Origin of the sequence: Pseudomonas fluorescens (assembly GCF_001623525.1) — a bacterium.
GTDB lineage: Bacteria > Pseudomonadota > Gammaproteobacteria > Pseudomonadales > Pseudomonadaceae > Aquipseudomonas > Aquipseudomonas fluorescens_Q.
Genome location: NZ_CP015225.1, coordinates 6,190,441 through 6,204,725 on the forward strand (window position 1 = coordinate 6,190,441; position 14,285 = coordinate 6,204,725).

Annotated in this window: 12 protein-coding genes and 2 pseudogenes; 7 read left to right on the top strand and 7 right to left on the bottom strand. The window is 60.0% G+C overall.

Going from position 1 to position 14,285, the window contains the following annotated elements; genetic code table 11:
- The 4 genes from TK06_RS26885 to yaaA all read right to left on the bottom strand — a co-directional run bounded on the left by TK06_RS26885 (position 1) and on the right by yaaA (position 5,694).
- Positions 1-1,170 carry an alginate biosynthesis protein Alg44 gene (locus tag TK06_RS26885; protein WP_063324507.1) on the bottom strand — a complete coding sequence of 390 codons (1,170 nt, stop codon included), beginning with the start codon at positions 1,168-1,170 and terminating at the stop codon, positions 1-3.
- A 35-nt stretch (positions 1,171-1,205) separates the two neighbouring features.
- On the bottom strand, positions 1,206-2,687 hold the full coding sequence (gene alg8, locus TK06_RS26890) for a mannuronan synthase (RefSeq protein ID WP_371856190.1): 1,482 nt from the start codon (positions 2,685-2,687) through the stop codon (positions 1,206-1,208).
- Positions 2,688-2,787: 100 nt separating this feature from the next.
- Positions 2,788-4,104 (bottom strand): nucleotide sugar dehydrogenase, encoded by a 1,317-nt coding sequence (locus TK06_RS26895; protein WP_063324509.1) that lies wholly within the window; start codon positions 4,102-4,104, stop codon positions 2,788-2,790.
- 810 nt (positions 4,105-4,914) lie between these two features.
- Positions 4,915-5,694, bottom strand: a complete 780-nt coding sequence (yaaA, locus tag TK06_RS26900; protein WP_014340035.1) for a peroxide stress protein YaaA — start codon at positions 5,692-5,694, stop codon at positions 4,915-4,917.
- Between the two features lie 310 nt (positions 5,695-6,004).
- Between yaaA and TK06_RS26905 the strand changes: the two genes are divergently transcribed.
- The 7 genes from TK06_RS26905 to TK06_RS26930 all read left to right on the top strand — a co-directional run bounded on the left by TK06_RS26905 (position 6,005) and on the right by TK06_RS26930 (position 11,236).
- Positions 6,005-7,135: a polysaccharide deacetylase family protein gene (locus TK06_RS26905; protein ID WP_063324510.1), complete on the top strand. Its 1,131-nt coding sequence runs from the start codon at positions 6,005-6,007 to the stop codon at positions 7,133-7,135.
- Between the two features lie 22 nt (positions 7,136-7,157).
- On the top strand, positions 7,158-7,385 hold the full coding sequence (locus TK06_RS32605; protein WP_161951745.1) for a hypothetical protein: 228 nt from the start codon (positions 7,158-7,160) through the stop codon (positions 7,383-7,385).
- Positions 7,386-7,471: 86 nt separating this feature from the next.
- The gene (locus TK06_RS26910) at positions 7,472-8,866 is read left to right on the top strand and encodes a PhoH family protein (RefSeq protein ID WP_063324511.1); all 1,395 of its coding nucleotides are present in this window, start codon (positions 7,472-7,474) and stop codon (positions 8,864-8,866) included.
- A 168-nt stretch (positions 8,867-9,034) separates the two neighbouring features.
- On the top strand, positions 9,035-9,508 hold the full coding sequence (moaC, locus tag TK06_RS26915) for a cyclic pyranopterin monophosphate synthase MoaC (protein ID WP_063324512.1): 474 nt from the start codon (positions 9,035-9,037) through the stop codon (positions 9,506-9,508).
- A complete protein-coding gene (gene moaD, locus TK06_RS26920) occupies positions 9,505-9,747 on the top strand; it encodes a molybdopterin converting factor subunit 1 (protein WP_053189805.1) in 243 nt (80 codons plus the stop codon). Before moaC ends, moaD begins: the two co-directional genes overlap by 4 nt.
- A gap of 3 nt (positions 9,748-9,750) precedes the next feature.
- Positions 9,751-10,203 (top strand): molybdopterin synthase catalytic subunit MoaE, encoded by a 453-nt coding sequence (gene moaE / locus TK06_RS26925; protein WP_063324513.1) that lies wholly within the window; start codon positions 9,751-9,753, stop codon positions 10,201-10,203.
- A gap of 283 nt (positions 10,204-10,486) precedes the next feature.
- Complete coding sequence (locus TK06_RS26930; RefSeq protein ID WP_238992642.1) at positions 10,487-11,236, top strand: ABC transporter substrate-binding protein; 750 nt, start codon at positions 10,487-10,489, stop codon at positions 11,234-11,236.
- A 128-nt stretch (positions 11,237-11,364) separates the two neighbouring features.
- On the opposite strand, the gene TK06_RS26935 is transcribed toward TK06_RS26930, so the two are convergent.
- The 3 genes and pseudogenes from TK06_RS26935 to TK06_RS26945 all read right to left on the bottom strand — a co-directional run bounded on the left by TK06_RS26935 (position 11,365) and on the right by TK06_RS26945 (position 14,221).
- Positions 11,365-11,991, bottom strand: a complete 627-nt coding sequence (locus tag TK06_RS26935) for a helix-turn-helix transcriptional regulator (protein ID WP_063324515.1) — start codon at positions 11,989-11,991, stop codon at positions 11,365-11,367.
- 89 nt (positions 11,992-12,080) lie between these two features.
- Positions 12,081-13,209 (bottom strand): annotated as a pseudogene (locus TK06_RS26940) (NAD(P)/FAD-dependent oxidoreductase).
- A gap of 60 nt (positions 13,210-13,269) precedes the next feature.
- Positions 13,270-14,221, bottom strand: a pseudogene (locus tag TK06_RS26945) (ornithine cyclodeaminase family protein).
- Positions 14,222-14,285: the final 64 nt, after the last annotated feature.

Genomic DNA, 14,285 nt, shown 5'->3' on the forward strand with positions numbered 1-14,285 from the left:
TTAAATACCGACGGCCATGGCTTTGTCGATCAGCCAGTTCAGGTTCGGACCACGGTCGCTGGTGACTTCTACCGGCCGGCCGGCCAGCGAGCTGTCCAGGGGTTCGTCAGGTTGGATCAGCACACGGATATCGGAGGACAGGTCGGCACTTTTCAGGCTGGTGCTGCTGACGATCTTGCCGGTACGGGTGGTGTCTTCGCCGGCGACCTGGAAGTTGACTGGCGTACCTGGGCGCACGTCGCCGAACTGGCGATAGGAGAAACGGGCTTCGACGTTGGCTTCGGTGCCCCGTGGGACCAGTTGGAAGATCACGTCACCCTTGCTGGCGTACTGGCCGTTGGCGACCAGTTGCTGGGACACGATGCAGTCGCACGGCGACGTCAGGGTGCCAGTCATTTGCTTGCCGAACAGCTCCTCGACCTTGGCCGGCTGCAACTGGTTGTCGTCCAGGTGACCTTTGAGCACGTCGAGCATGCTGGTGCTGAAGGTCGCCAGCGGGGCGCCTTTGGCAGCCACGCCGTCGGCCTTGACCAGGCTCTGCACGGTGCCGTCGCGCGGCATGGTAATGGCCATGCCCGGCACGTTCACCAGGCCGGCCTGGGCGTGGCTGACAAAGTACATGCCGTACACCGACTTGAAGATGAAACCGAACGCCGCCAGGCCAACGGCGAAGACCCCCAGGCTGAAGGTCACGGCGCGTAGGCGACCCATGGCACTCATGCCGCCGTTTTCGTCTTTCTGCTTGCGGGCCTTGGTGAAGTTGTCGCGCTGCAGGGTAGCCAGCACGTCACCGACACCGACGATGTCGCCGGCCAGGTGCGAGGTGATGATGTGACGCAGTGTCGAGATGTCCCGCGGCTCCAGGTTCTGGAACTGGCAACCGGTGCGGCCGGTCTGGCGGTCGTAGGAACGGATCTGCAACTCCACGTCCATGGCCAGGCCAAGGTTGTCGATGACGAACTGCAGGCGACCTTTGTAGGACTCCCCGGTCTTGAGGGGCATCTGGCCGGCGTTGAAGCTCAGGCCGCCGGCGGACAAGTCCAGGACCTTGACTTCCATCGGCGTACGGTCAGGGCCGAAGAAGCGCAGCTTGGCCGGGATTTTGACCCGGGCGTGTTGGCGCTGGGCTTCGGATTCATGCACTACGTTGACATTCACGGCGGTGTTCATAGGGGCGATTTCCTAGTTAATTCATTCAAGTCCGGTCAGACCATCGTCAGCAGCACGGCGACAAAGATGCTGCCGGCGGAGAAGGTCATGGTCCGAGACGACCAAGTGTTGAACCAACGTTGAAAGCTGGCGAGATCACGGGTCAGTGAGGTGGGCTGGCGGGTCCAGGACTGCTGGTCGAGGCGGAAGAACACATAGATCTTCACCAGGGCACCGACGATCTGGTTGTAATAAAGAATCGCCGGGTAGGCAGGGCCGATCTTGTGTCCGGAGCACGACAGCAACAGGGTCAGCAGCAACCGGGTGATGCCGATCCACAGCAGGTACACCAGGATGAACGCGGTGCCGTACTTGAAGCTGGCGATCAGTGCCACGGTCAGGCCCAGCAGCGACGTCCACATCGACACACGCTGGTCGAGCAGCACCACCGAGGTGAACAGGCCCAGGCGGCGCAGACCCAGGCCCAGTGCCCGGGAGTTCTGCCGCAGGTTGTTGCCGTACCAGCGGAACATCAATTTGCGGCTGGCCTTGATGAAGCTCTTCTCCGGCGGGTGTTCAACGGTGTTGATCGCCGCATCGGGCACATAGAACGTGTCGTAGCCCAGGCGCATCAGGCTGAACCAGCTCGACTTGTCATCGCCGGTCAGGAACTTGAAGCGACCCAGGCGCCAGTGTTGCAGCGAGTCGCTTTCCACGTCGGCGATGAAGTCCGGGTTGGTGACCACGGTGGCGCGGAACACCGACATGCGGCCGGTCATGGTCAGCACGCGCTTGGACAAGGCCATGGAACACATGTTGATGTGCCGCTGGGCGAAACGCAGCTTGTGCCATTCGCTCATGATGTAGCCGCCGCGCACTTCGCAGAACTCGTTGGTGGTCAGGCCGCCGACGTTGCCGAACAGCTGGAACCACGGCACGGTCTTGCGCACGACGCCTTCGGCGAGCACGGTGTCGCCATCGATCACCGCTACGACGGCGCGGTCATCCGGCAAGTGGCGGGAGATGGCGCGGAAACCGTAGGCCAGGCCGTCGCGCTTGCCGGTGCCAGGGATACGCACGAAGTCCAGCTTGACCCGCGCTGGCGGGTTCATGCGGGCCCAGAGGCTCTTGACCAGCAGTTCGTCGGACATTTCCACGATGGAGCAGACCACGGTGGTGGGCAGCCCGCATTCGATGGCCTCGCGAATCACCGAGCCGTACACCTGGGCGGTGGTCAGCGCATCGATCCGGAAGCTGGTGACCATCAGGTACACATGGGACGGATCCGCCGCCTTGCCCAGCTTGCGTACCTTGCGGCGCAGGTGCGGGTAGACGATGTACAGGAAGATCATGCCGCGCACGAAATGCGTTGCTCCCATGGAGTAACGCCAGATGCCCACGGCGCCGATCAGGAAGATGAAGTCCTTGGATTCGGAGTCGAACGTGGACGTGGGCAGCGCCATGGCGATGCCCATCAATAAACTCAAGTAAAACAGCCAACCGGCGGCCTGAAGCAGGCCGTGCTTTAGCCTGTGCATAATCTGCATCCGTCTCTATCTCGGGCGGGCCTTGTGGGCGGCCCGATGGGTTAAGGCAGGCGAAAGGCCGGCCGGAGCATGCCCCGGCCGGCAAACAGACTTACCAGCAGATGCCTTCGGTCCGGCCACTCGGGTTGGTGGCCTTGGACATGAAGCCGACCAGGTCGATGACCTGCTTGCCTTCCGGTACGTTCTCGGTCAGCGCGCGGAACTTCTCGTCGCGGTTGCCCAGGATGATGATGTCGGAGCTGTCGATCACCGAGTCGAAGTCGGAGTTGAGCAAGGACGAGACGTGAGGGATCTTCGACTCGATGTAATCCTTGTTCGCACCGTGGACGCGGGCGTATTCGACGTTGCTGTCGTAGATCTTCAGGTCGAAGCCCTTGCCGATCAGCATTTCCGCCAGTTCTACCAGTGGGCTTTCGCGCAGGTCGTCGGTACCGGCCTTGAAGCTCAGGCCCAGCAGGGCGACTTTGCGCTTGTCGTGGCTGGAAACGATGTCGAAGGCGTTCTGCACCTGGGATTCGTTGCTGCGCATCAGCGAGTTGAGCAGCGGCGCTTCCACGTCCAGGGAACCGGCGCGGTAGGTCAGGGCGCGAACGTCCTTGGGCAGGCAGGAGCCGCCGAAGGCGAAGCCTGGGCGCATGTAGTACTGGGACAGGTTCAGGGTCTTGTCCTGGCAGACCACATCCATCACTTCACGGCCATCGACGCCGACGGCCTTGGCGATGTTGCCGATCTCGTTGGCGAAGGTCACCTTGGTGGCGTGCCACACGTTGCAGGTGTACTTGATCATCTCGGCGACGGCGATGTCCTTGCGGATGATCGGCGCATCGAGCTCTTCGTACAGCGACTGCAGAACGTCACCGGAGGCGGTGTCGAACTCACCGATAACGGTCATCGGCGGCTGGTCGTAGTCCTTGATCGCGGTGCTTTCACGCAGGAATTCAGGGTTGACCGCGACACCGAAATCGACGCCGGCTTTCTTGCCGGAGCAGTCTTCCAGGATTGGGATCACAACGTTTGCCACTGTGCCCGGCAATACGGTGCTGCGAACTACGATAGTGTGGCGGGTGGTCTTGTCACGCAGGACAAAACCAATCTCGCGGCACACCGCTTCGATGTAGTTCAGTTCCAGGTCGCCGTTCTTTTTGCTCGGTGTACCGACGCAGATCATCGACAGGTCAGTATCGCGAATCGCTTCGGCGAAGTTGGTCGTGCCGCGCAGTCGACCAGTTTGAATGCCTTGCGCCAATAGCTCACCAAGACCAGGTTCAACGATTGGCGATTTGCCAGCGTTGATCATGTCGATTTTGTCTTTGGCGACATCTACGCCAACTACATCATGGCCCCGTGCAGACAGGCAACCGGCACATACTGCACCGACGTAACCCAAACCAAATATGCTAATGCGCATCGCATTTCCCTCTGTTTTTCACGCCATTAAATGGCCGGAGTTAATAGTGTTCAGCGGTCATAGTGCACTCGGAAGTGTGGAATGCAGGCGCCACAATGCCGTGTGCAGGCATACTAAGTTCCGAGTGTCTAAATAAATGCACTCAAGTTGTGCGCAATGTGGCCTAGTTGTTATGACCTGCCCTGTTATGCAGCCAGTCCTCGTTATCGGGGACGCTCGTGCAAAGGTCCTTCACTTCCGATCCCTGGCAAAAAGCCCACAAAATCAAAAGTTTGTGTGCTCGGGTGAGCACGTTATAGGGGCGCAGCCTTGGCCTTGTAGGGGATAGTAATGGTGCTTTATCTCCCATCCTTTAAGGGTGGATCCAATTAGACGACCGTTTCGCTAAGTTGTCGTGACAACTTGGTTAATCCGTTCGACGTCCTTTGTAAGTTATCTCGTACACGCTCGCCGAGAATCGTTACGGATGGTATGAGCCATGCAATTTGACATAGTTCCGATCCGCTCATCGCGATTTTCGAAATTTTTCGAAATATTATCGAAGATGGCACTGGCCTCAATATGATGGCACTTGCCGTTTTGCCCTTTATTAATGGGGAGTTAGGAGGGGTAGATAGTTTTGTGCCACTACCGATGAAAAAAATCGGTGCCACTACGCAAAAAACTGACGAGTGTCGAGTGAAAGAAAAGTTAGCGCAGGGGTGGGGCGATTTATTGGCGCCATGAAACTGGCGAGGTGGGCGATGAACTAAGATGACAAATAGGCAGATGATCGAAGCCCCCGATCAGGGGGCGGTATAGGGTCATGCCTTATTCGGGGGCGTGATCGCGCAGGAAAACCAATTTGTCCCTGCTCGACTGTTGGGCGTTGAAGCGGTAGCCCTGTACATCGAATTGGCTGAGTGCCGCAGGGTCGTTGATCCGTTCCTGAATCACGAAACGACTCATCAGGCCCCGGGCTTTCTTGGCGTAGAAGCTGATGATTTTGTACTGGCCATTTTTCAGGTCGCGGAATTCGGTATCGATGACGCGCGCTTTCAGTGCGCTGCGCTTGACCGCCGAGAAGTATTCATTGGAAGCCAGGTTCAGCAGAACGTCGTCGCCCTGGTCGGCGAGGGCTTCGTTCAGCCATTCGCTGATGCGTGTGCCCCAGAAAGCATAAAGGTCCTTGCCCCGGGCATTGGCCAGCTTCGTGCCCATTTCCAGGCGATAGGGTTGCATCAGGTCCAGTGGCCGCAGCAGGCCATAGAGGCCAGAGAGCATGCGCAGGTGTTGCTGGGCGTAGTCGAAGTCGGCGTCACCAAAGCTTTGCGCATCGAGGCCCGTATACACGTCGCCCTTGAAGGCCAGCAGCGCCTGCTTGGCATTGGCCGGAGTGAACGCCGGTGTCCAACTGCCGAATCGCGCGGCATTGAGGCCGCCGATCTTGTCGGAGACATGCATCAGCTCGCTGATCTGTGCCGGGGAGAGTTCGCGCAGTTGCTCGATCAGTTCCTGGGAATGATCCAGGTACTGTGGCTGGGTAAAACGCTCGGTGGCCGGCGGTGTTTCGTAATCGAGGGTCTTGGCGGGGGAAATCACCATCAGCATGAAATCGTCTCCTTGAGGGTGCGGCGATTCTAGGGGGTTGTCCGGGTGGACTCCAGCTATTGGGGTGATAGGTGATCGGTGGTGATGCTTTTGTGGCGAGGGAGCTTGCTCCCGCTCGGTTGCGCAGCGACCGCAAAATTTTGGGGGCCGCTTCGCAGCCCAGCGGGAGCAAGCTCCCTCGCCACAAAAAGCACTTCCACCACAAAATCCTCCAACCGCAGAAGCCGCTTTGCCATGAGGCGTTCGCCGGCAGGTATTGCACCAGGATCGGCTATGATGCCGCGCGGGTTTCGTTATGGAGACATCCCTTTTGCGTATCGCTCTTGTGTTATCGGCCTGGCTGTTGAGCCTGGGTGCCATTGCCGCGCCTGCGCCCAATGATGTCGCGACCCTGGACCGCAGCACCTGGCCGGAACAACTCACCAGCCCGACGCTGTTCGACGTGGCCTCGCGGGCCGAGATCCTGATGTTCGCCCGGGTCCTGCTGGACGTCGATGCCATGGACGAGATCGCACTCAAGCAGTACTTGGGGCTGCGCTCGGTCAACATGGTTGCGATCGATGCGCTTCGCGCCCGGCTGTGGCAGCGGTTGTTGGCCAGCTACAACTTTGCCCAACGCAGTTGCGATCAGGACGCTTCCTTCTGTTACCTGGTCGAGGACATGGCGACCCTGCGCGAAGAAGCGCGCAGGTTTCATCTGGATGACGATTCCTACTACATCAAGTGGGCCGCGCCGAGCCAGATCTTTCATACCCAATACCGCGACGAACTGCTGCGTAAAGCCGCGCTTTTTCCGCAAACCAGCAGCGAAATCGAACGTTTCGGCGATTACGAACGCAACGGCGAAGACATGAACGACCGCCTGTTCCTGCTGACCTTCGACAGCGCCGCCAACGTGGTGCCGGACAACACTGCGTGGCTAACCGAATACCTGCGCAAGGCGAACATCAATGGCACCTTCTTCGTGCTGGGCAAGGACATCCAGGCGCGGCTGCAAGAGGGCTCGGTCAACAATCTCCAGGCGTTGTATTCGAGACAATGCGTGGGCGTGCAGGGCTGGGAGTTCCGCTCCCACAGTTATTGGCAGGACTGGCAAGACTCGGTCCGGCGCAGTGTCGAGCTGGTCAAGGGCAAGCTGCCCGAAAATTATGTGCCGCTGTTTCGTCCGCCCCAGGGCCAGCGTCGTGGCGATGCACAAGCGTTCTTTGAGCAGCAGGGCTTGCAAGTGGCGCTGTGGGACATCGATCCCCAGGACAGCAACAATCGACTCAAGCCTGAGCAAAGTGCCCAGCGTGTGCTGACCCTGATGCTGCTGTGGCGCCACGGGGTGATCAATTTCAATGCCAAGCAGGATGGGGTGAAAACGGCGATGCCCTGGTTGATGACGCAGACGGCACAAAGCGGGATCGGTTGGGCGGACTGCCAGGAAGCGTTTCGCTGAAACCTGAAAAGGCCCGGAAACATTGGGCGAAGAGGAAAAATCGGCGCATATTCATGACAACCGGACTTCCGACTTTAACGGCGCAATGGTGGTACGCCAAGGGTTATTCGTCACTCTGAAAAATAAACTTCAAAAAAGCGTCAAAGTGCTTTTTCCTGTCATGGTTTTTGGAGTATCAAGAAGACAGACCGCCGAAACCTGCAACACAGGTGGCGTCTTCCAAGACCCAGATTGTGTGCAGTTCACCTGAATCGTCGCGGGTGAATTCGGTGGCTACCTCGAGGCGCAGCACTGTCACGGTATTGCGTCGAATGGCCCCCACATAGGTGACCGAGTATGGATGACCACGGACGTAGCCCTTCCTCCAACCAGCCAATCCTCTATGTACTCGATACCAACGTATTGATCCACGATCCAAACGCCCTGCTGAACTTCGAAGAACACCACGTTGCCATCCCGATGACCGTGCTTGAGGAGTTGGACAAACTCAAGAGCGGACACCACAGCGTTGCGGCCGAATGCCGGCAGGCGATCCGCCTGATCGACAAGACCCTGGGTGACGCCTCTCCGGAGGACGTTGAGCTCGGCGTGCCGATCCAGCGTGGTAAAAGTGGTCCCAAGGGCCTGCTTTCGATCCTGATGAGCAAGCGCACCGAACCCAACCTGGTGCTGCCAGAACACCTGAACGACAACATCATCATCAACCAGTTGATCGACCTGCACGCGCGCACCAAGGACCAGGCCGTGGTGCTGGTGACCAAAGACATCAACATGCGCCTCAAGGCCCGCGCCTGCGGGATTGCGGCGGAGGACTACAGCACCGACCAGTTGGTCGACGACGTCTCGCTGTTGCCCAATGGCTACCACACCATGACCGGCTCCTTCTGGGACCGTGTGAGCAAGGTCGAGACCCGCCAGGACCACGGCCGCACCTGGCACCAGGTGCAACTGATCGACAACCTGCCGGCCGTGCACATCAACGAGTTCATCATCGACGAACAAGGCTTCGTCGGCTGGATCAAGGAAATCCAGGTCGACAAGCTGCTGATCCTCGACCTGCACCAAGAGCCTTTGCTGCACCAGGAAGCCTGGGGCCTCAAGCCCCGTGACATCTACCAGAGCCTGGCGCTGTTCGCCTTGCTCGACCCGGATATCCACCTGGTCAACCTGTCCGGCGCCGCCGGTTCCGGCAAGACCATCCTGGCCCTGGCCGCTGCCATCGAGCAGACCATGGTCAGCAAACGCTACCGGCGCATCATCGCCACCCGCAGCGTGCAGGGCCTGGACCAGGAAATCGGCTTCCTGCCCGGTACCGAAGCGGAAAAAATGGAACCTTGGCTCGGCGCCATCACCGACAACCTCGAAGCCTTGCACATGGATGACGAAAGCACCCATGGCAGCGTCGACTACATCCTCAGCAAAGTGCCGTTGCAGTTCAAATCCCTCAACTACATTCGAGGCCGCAGCTTCCAGCAGAGCCTGATCCTGATCGACGAATGCCAGAACCTGACCCCGCACCAGATGAAAACCATCATCACCCGTGCCGGTGCCGGTTCCAAAGTGGTGTGCCTGGGTAACCTGGCGCAGATCGATACTCCTTATCTGTCCGCGACCAGCTCCGGGCTGACCTACCTGACGGAACGCTTCAAGGACTTCCCCAACGGGGTCCACATCACCCTGCAGGGCGTACCGCGCTCGATCCTGGCCGAATACGCCGAATCCCACCTGTAACCCCAGCCAAACCGGGCGGCCTTCTAGCCGCCCGGTTTTTATGCTGTACAAAAAAAACTGTGGTAGCGCTGACTTTCGACTCCAAGACCCAAGTGGGGTGCGACAATCGACCCTGCCGGTTTCTGACTTACGGGTTTACAATCGACACTCCCGATCAGGAGTAACCCTGTGCTGACTCATCTCGATTCCCAAGGTCGCGCCAACATGGTCGACGTGACCGACAAGGCCGTGACGTTCCGTGAAGCCACGGCCGAAGCCTTTGTGCGCATGTTGCCCGACACGCTGCAGATGATCGTCAGCGGCGGTCACCCCAAAGGCGATGTGTTCGCCGTCGCACGCATTGCCGGCATCCAGGCGGCCAAGAAAACCAGTGACCTGATTCCGCTCTGCCACCCGCTGTTGCTCACCAGCGTCAAGGTCGAGCTCACGGCCGAAGGCGAGGACCAGGTACGCATCGTCGCCCGTTGCAAACTGTCAGGGCAGACCGGCGTGGAAATGGAGGCCCTCACCGCCGCCAGCGTCGCTGCACTGACCATCTACGACATGTGCAAGGCCGTCGACCGCGGCATGACCATCGAAGGCGTGCGGGTACTGGAAAAACTCGGCGGCAAGAGCGGCCATTTCCAGGCGGATGCGTCATGAAAATCAACGTGAAGTTCTTTGCCCGTTACCGTGAAGCGCTGGGTGTGGACTCGGTAAAGGTGGAAGGCGATTTCGCCACGGTCGACGATGTGCGCGTGCTGCTTGCCCAGCGTGACGGGGCCGAGGTGCTGAAGGAACAAAACCTGATGTGCGCGCGCAATGAAGACCTGTGCCAGCTCGACGAACCGCTGGCGGACGGCGACGAAGTGGCGTTTTTCCCCACCGTGACCGGAGGCTGAACCATGGCGATTCGTGTGCAGGTCGCACCGTTCGACGCAGGGGGCGAAGTCAACGCGATGCACGCGGCCAATGTCGGCGTGGGGGCGGTGGTGAGTTTTGTCGGCTACGTGCGCGACTTCAATGACGGCCTCGATGTGTCCGGGATGTTCCTGGAGCATTATCCAGGCATGACCGAAAAAGCCCTGGGCAAGATCGCCAGCGAGGCCGAGCAGCGCTGGCCGTTGCTCAAGCTGGAGGTGCTGCACCGTATCGGCGCCCTGGAACCGGGCGAGCCGATCGTCTTCGTCGGGGCCGCCAGTGCCCATCGCCAGGCGGCATTCGACGCCTGCGCCTTTGTCATGGACTACCTCAAGACCCGAGCACCGTTCTGGAAGAAGGAAAACACTGTCGACGGCCCGCGCTGGGTTGAAGGGCGGGACAGTGATCATGCGGCAGCGGATCGCTGGAAGCAGTAAACCCCCCCGTCTTTTTTTCGCAAGCCACGAGCCCGCCATCGCGAGCAAGCTCGCTCCAACACTGGATCTTCGTTGTACACAGGTCCTTTGTGGGCGCGAGCTTGCTCGCGATGAGGCCGGCAGCCTCCCATCACTTTCCCCTGTTTCCCCAATTGACGATTTGTACATAAAAGTCCAGTATGGATTTATAAGTACATAAAAGTCATCGCCCCACCTTTCTCTGCCAAACCAACAACAACCCGCGAGAGATCGATCATGAAGAAGCTCCCCCCTCATCACCGGCCTGGCCTTGAGCCTGTTGGCCTCCAGCAGCCTGTTCGCCGCTGAGAAAACCTTGCGCATCGGCATCGAGGCGGCGTACCCGCCTTTTGCTTCCAAGACCTCGGAAGGGAAGATCGTGGGGTTCGACTACGACATCGGCAATGCCCTGTGCGCGCAGATGCAGGTCAAGTGCGAGTGGATCGAAGGTGAGTTCGACGGGCTGATTCCGGCGCTCAAGGTGAAGAAGATCGACCTGGCGCTGTCGTCCATGACCATCACCGAAGAGCGCAAGAAGTCGGTGGATTTCACCCACAAGTACTACTTCACCTCGTCGCGCCTGGTCATGAAGGAAGGGGCGGTGGTCGATGACCAGTACGTCAACCTCAAGGGCAAGACCGTCGGTGTGCAGCGGGCCACCACCACTGACCGCTACGCCACTGAAGTCCTCGAGCCCAAGGGTGTGAGCGTCAAGCGCTATAGCAACAACGAAGAAATCTACATGGACCTGGCGTCCGGTCGCCTCGACGCGATTTTTGCGGACACCATCCCCCTGGAAGACTTCCTGTCGATGCCCCGTGGCAAGGGCTACGCCTTTGTCGGCCCCGAGCTCAAGGACCCGAAATACGTCGGCGAAGGCGCCGGTATCGCGGTGCGCAAGGGCAATACCCAACTGGTGGCGGATTTGAACAAGGCCATCGATGGGATTCGCGCCAATGGGGAGTATCAGAAGATCCAGGGCAAGTATTTCAAGTCAGACATCTACGGCGACTGATACATCGCCTTCGCGAGCAAGCCCGCTCCCACATTGGATCTTCGTCGAACATAGATCTTGAGTTCAGCGTAAATCCCTTGTGGGAGCGGGCTTGCTTGCGAAGGCGTCAGCAAAGGCAACCCAAGGTCTCAGCCCTTCAACTCCTTCAAATGCTTGTACACCGTCGCCCGCCCCATATTCAGCACATTGGCCACATAGTTGGACGCGCTCTTGCCCTTGAACGCGCCTTCGGCATGCAGCGCCAGCACCAGCTCGCGTTTGTGGTCGCGAGTCAGCAGGTTCAGGCTCAATTGACGCTCGCGCATCCAGGCATGCAGGAAGGTGTTGATCCGCTCCTGCCAGTCATCGCGAAACAGTGAGTCCGGCTGGGGGATCAACTTGCTTGGCGACAGGAACAGATCCAGCGCAGCCTTGGCGTTCTCGAACAGCGAAATATTCAGGTTGATGCACAGCACCGCCAGCGGATGTCCGTCGGCGTTACGCAGTACGCTGCTGAGGCTGCGAATCTTCTGTCCATCCCAGTTCAGCTTCTCGTAGGGCCCGATATTACGTTCGCTGACGTCCTCACTGAGCATGTCTTCCAGGGACGAGTCATCGCCAATTTCACGCTTGGACAGGTTATTGGCGATGTAATCGACTTTTTGGGTGCGCAGGTCGTGCAGCACCACTTCGGCGTGGGGGTAGAACAGCGTGGCGATAGCGTCGGCGATAGTGCGGAAGTTTTCCAGCGCCGGATCGGGTGGCGAGGCAGTCATGACAGGGCTCCAGGCAGCGTCAGCGCCCCGTGGAACAGGGGCGCGGGGGAGTGTGCCGCAATCGCGGCGATGCGTCACCTCAAGGTGGCTCAGCCCAGTCGTTCGGGTGACAGCATGGCGATGCTCAGGCCGAAACGGGCCAGGGTCTCGGGCAGCGGTTCGCCACGCACCAGTGCCGCGCTGGCCTGGCCCATGGCCGGCGACGTCTGGATGCCGTAGCCACCCTGGGCCGCGACCCAGTACAGTCCGGGCACCTGTGGATCGAAGCCGGACAGCAGGTCCCCATCGTGTACGAAACTGCGCAAGCCGGCCCAGGTGCGGGTCGGGCGGCGGATGGTCAGGGTGGTGGCTTCTTCGATCTGGTAGATGCCCATGGCGATGTCCAGCTCTTCGGGCTGTACATCGTGAGGTTCCACCGGGTCGGCGTTGGCCGGCGAGCCGAGGAACATGCCGGCGTCGGGCTTCATATAGAAGGATTCGTCCAGGCTCACCAGCATCGGCCAGTCATGGATGTCCACGCCCTCGGGCCCGGCAAAAATGAATGCTGCACGCCGCTTGGGTTGCAACCCAAGCTTCCGGGCGCCGGACATCTCGGCAACGTGATCGGCCCATGCGCCGGCGGCATTGATCAGGACCGGGGCTGTGAACGTCTGGTTGGCGGTTTTCACCTGCCACAGCCCCTGATCATCGCGGCTCAATTGCTGCACTTCGCTGTCGGTGTGCACTTCACCGCCATTGCGACGAATACCGCGCAAGTAGCCCTGGTGCAGCGCATCGGTGTCGATGTCGCAGGCCGTGGGGTCGTAGATCGCTCCGTGGACCTTGTCCCGTCGCAGGATCGGCAGCCTTGCACAGGCCTCGTCGGCGCTGAGCAGTTGCATCTGCGGCACCGTGGCCTTGGCACTGAGGTACTGGTTGTTCAACTCGGCCGGGTCACCGGTGAAATCCACCGTCATTTCGCCCCGTGGGGTCAGCAAGGGGTGTTCGCAGAAACCGGCCGGCGGGGCGTCGAAAAAATCTCGGCTGGCCTGGGTCAGCGCTCGCACCTGAGGGGGGGCCGTAGGCGGCGGTATACAGCGCCGCCGAGCGTCCGGTGGAGTGATAGGCCGGATGGGATTCGCGTTCGAGCACAATTACACGGCCGTGGGGAGCGAGCCAGTAACCGGTGGATGCACCGGCAATGCCGCCGCCGATGATGATGAAGTCTGCTGAGGTCATGAAGCTCTCCTGTGGAGCACATTGCCGGGCGTTCGCGGAACCTGTGGGAATCGAGTTGTGTCAGTGGTGGTGCAATCGGTAAAGGGCATTCGCCAGTGCAACATCCTCCAGCCCCAGACCGATGGAGCGGAAGAACACGTGGCGTTGGTAGTCGGGACGCGCCACCTGTTCGCTGAGCAATTCAGGCAAATCGCCGATGATCCTCGACGCCTGCCAGCCATGCTGTTCACCGGCGATCAGCATTTCACCGGCCGAGCCTGGGGTGGTCTGACGATAGTCGCAGAACACGTCCATGTCGTTGAGGCTTTGAGGGGGGGACTTCATGGGCCTGCGGAGCGTTGGTACTGATCGAGGTGATCAGCGCCGGTTTGCCCAGGGTCTGCGGGTCGAGTACCGCTTTGGCGGACGAGGTGCAGAGCATCACCACGTCGGCGTCGTGCAGCGCCGCTTCAAGGCTGTCGGCGATGTGCAGGCGAGGGTCCAGGTCGGTGATGGAGGCAAGTTCTTGTGCCGATTTGGTCTTCAGGCCTGGCGAATAGAGGCTGATCGCTTGCCAGTCCCGCAGGCCCTTGACGTATTGCACGTGTGCCCGCGCCACGGGGCCGCTGCCAATGACCACCAGGCGCCGGGCGTTGTGTGGGGCGAGGGCATCGACGGCAACAGCCGTGGTGGCAGCGGTGCGAGCGGTGGTCAACTCGGCGGCATCGCACAGCAGCAGCGGCTGGCCGGTCTGCATCGACATCAACAAGGTCCAGGCAGTCACCAGCGGGCCTTGCTCGCGCACGATGTAGGGCGAGGTCTTGATCCCGTAGACTTGGTCTTCAGCCAGCACCCCCAGGTAGTTGATGAAGTCCCCGGCGCCCTGGGGAAACACCACCAGTTGCTGGGATGGCTGCACCGCCTGTCCGGCGGCAAGATCGCGGAACAGCTTGCGCAGGATGTGCGGCACGTCGATTTGCCCGAGCAGTTCTCGTGCCTGGGCTTGGGTCATCACATAGGGCGTGCTGGACATGGGGGCTCCGGATGCTCACGTAAACTAATTTGTCCATTATGGACTTTTAGTTTAATCGAGCAAT

Bases quoted from the DNA above. Each gene is read 5' to 3' on its own strand.
- alg8 (WP_371856190.1), bottom strand. From the start codon at position 2,687: ATGCACAGGCTAAAGCACGGCCTGCTTCAGGCCGCCGGTTGGCTGTTT.
- TK06_RS26895 (WP_063324509.1), bottom strand. From the start codon at position 4,104: ATGCGCATTAGCATATTTGGTTTGGGTTACGTCGGTGCAGTATGTGCC.
- moaE (WP_063324513.1), top strand. From the start codon at position 9,751: ATGGCGATTCGTGTGCAGGTCGCACCGTTCGACGCAGGGGGCGAAGTC.
- TK06_RS26910 (WP_063324511.1), top strand. From the start codon at position 7,472: ATGGATGACCACGGACGTAGCCCTTCCTCCAACCAGCCAATCCTCTAT.
- TK06_RS26935 (WP_063324515.1), bottom strand. From the start codon at position 11,991: ATGACTGCCTCGCCACCCGATCCGGCGCTGGAAAACTTCCGCACTATC.
- moaD (WP_053189805.1), top strand. From the start codon at position 9,505: ATGAAAATCAACGTGAAGTTCTTTGCCCGTTACCGTGAAGCGCTGGGT.
- TK06_RS26885 (WP_063324507.1), bottom strand. From the start codon at position 1,170: ATGAACACCGCCGTGAATGTCAACGTAGTGCATGAATCCGAAGCCCAG.
- yaaA (WP_014340035.1), bottom strand. From the start codon at position 5,694: ATGCTGATGGTGATTTCCCCCGCCAAGACCCTCGATTACGAAACACCG.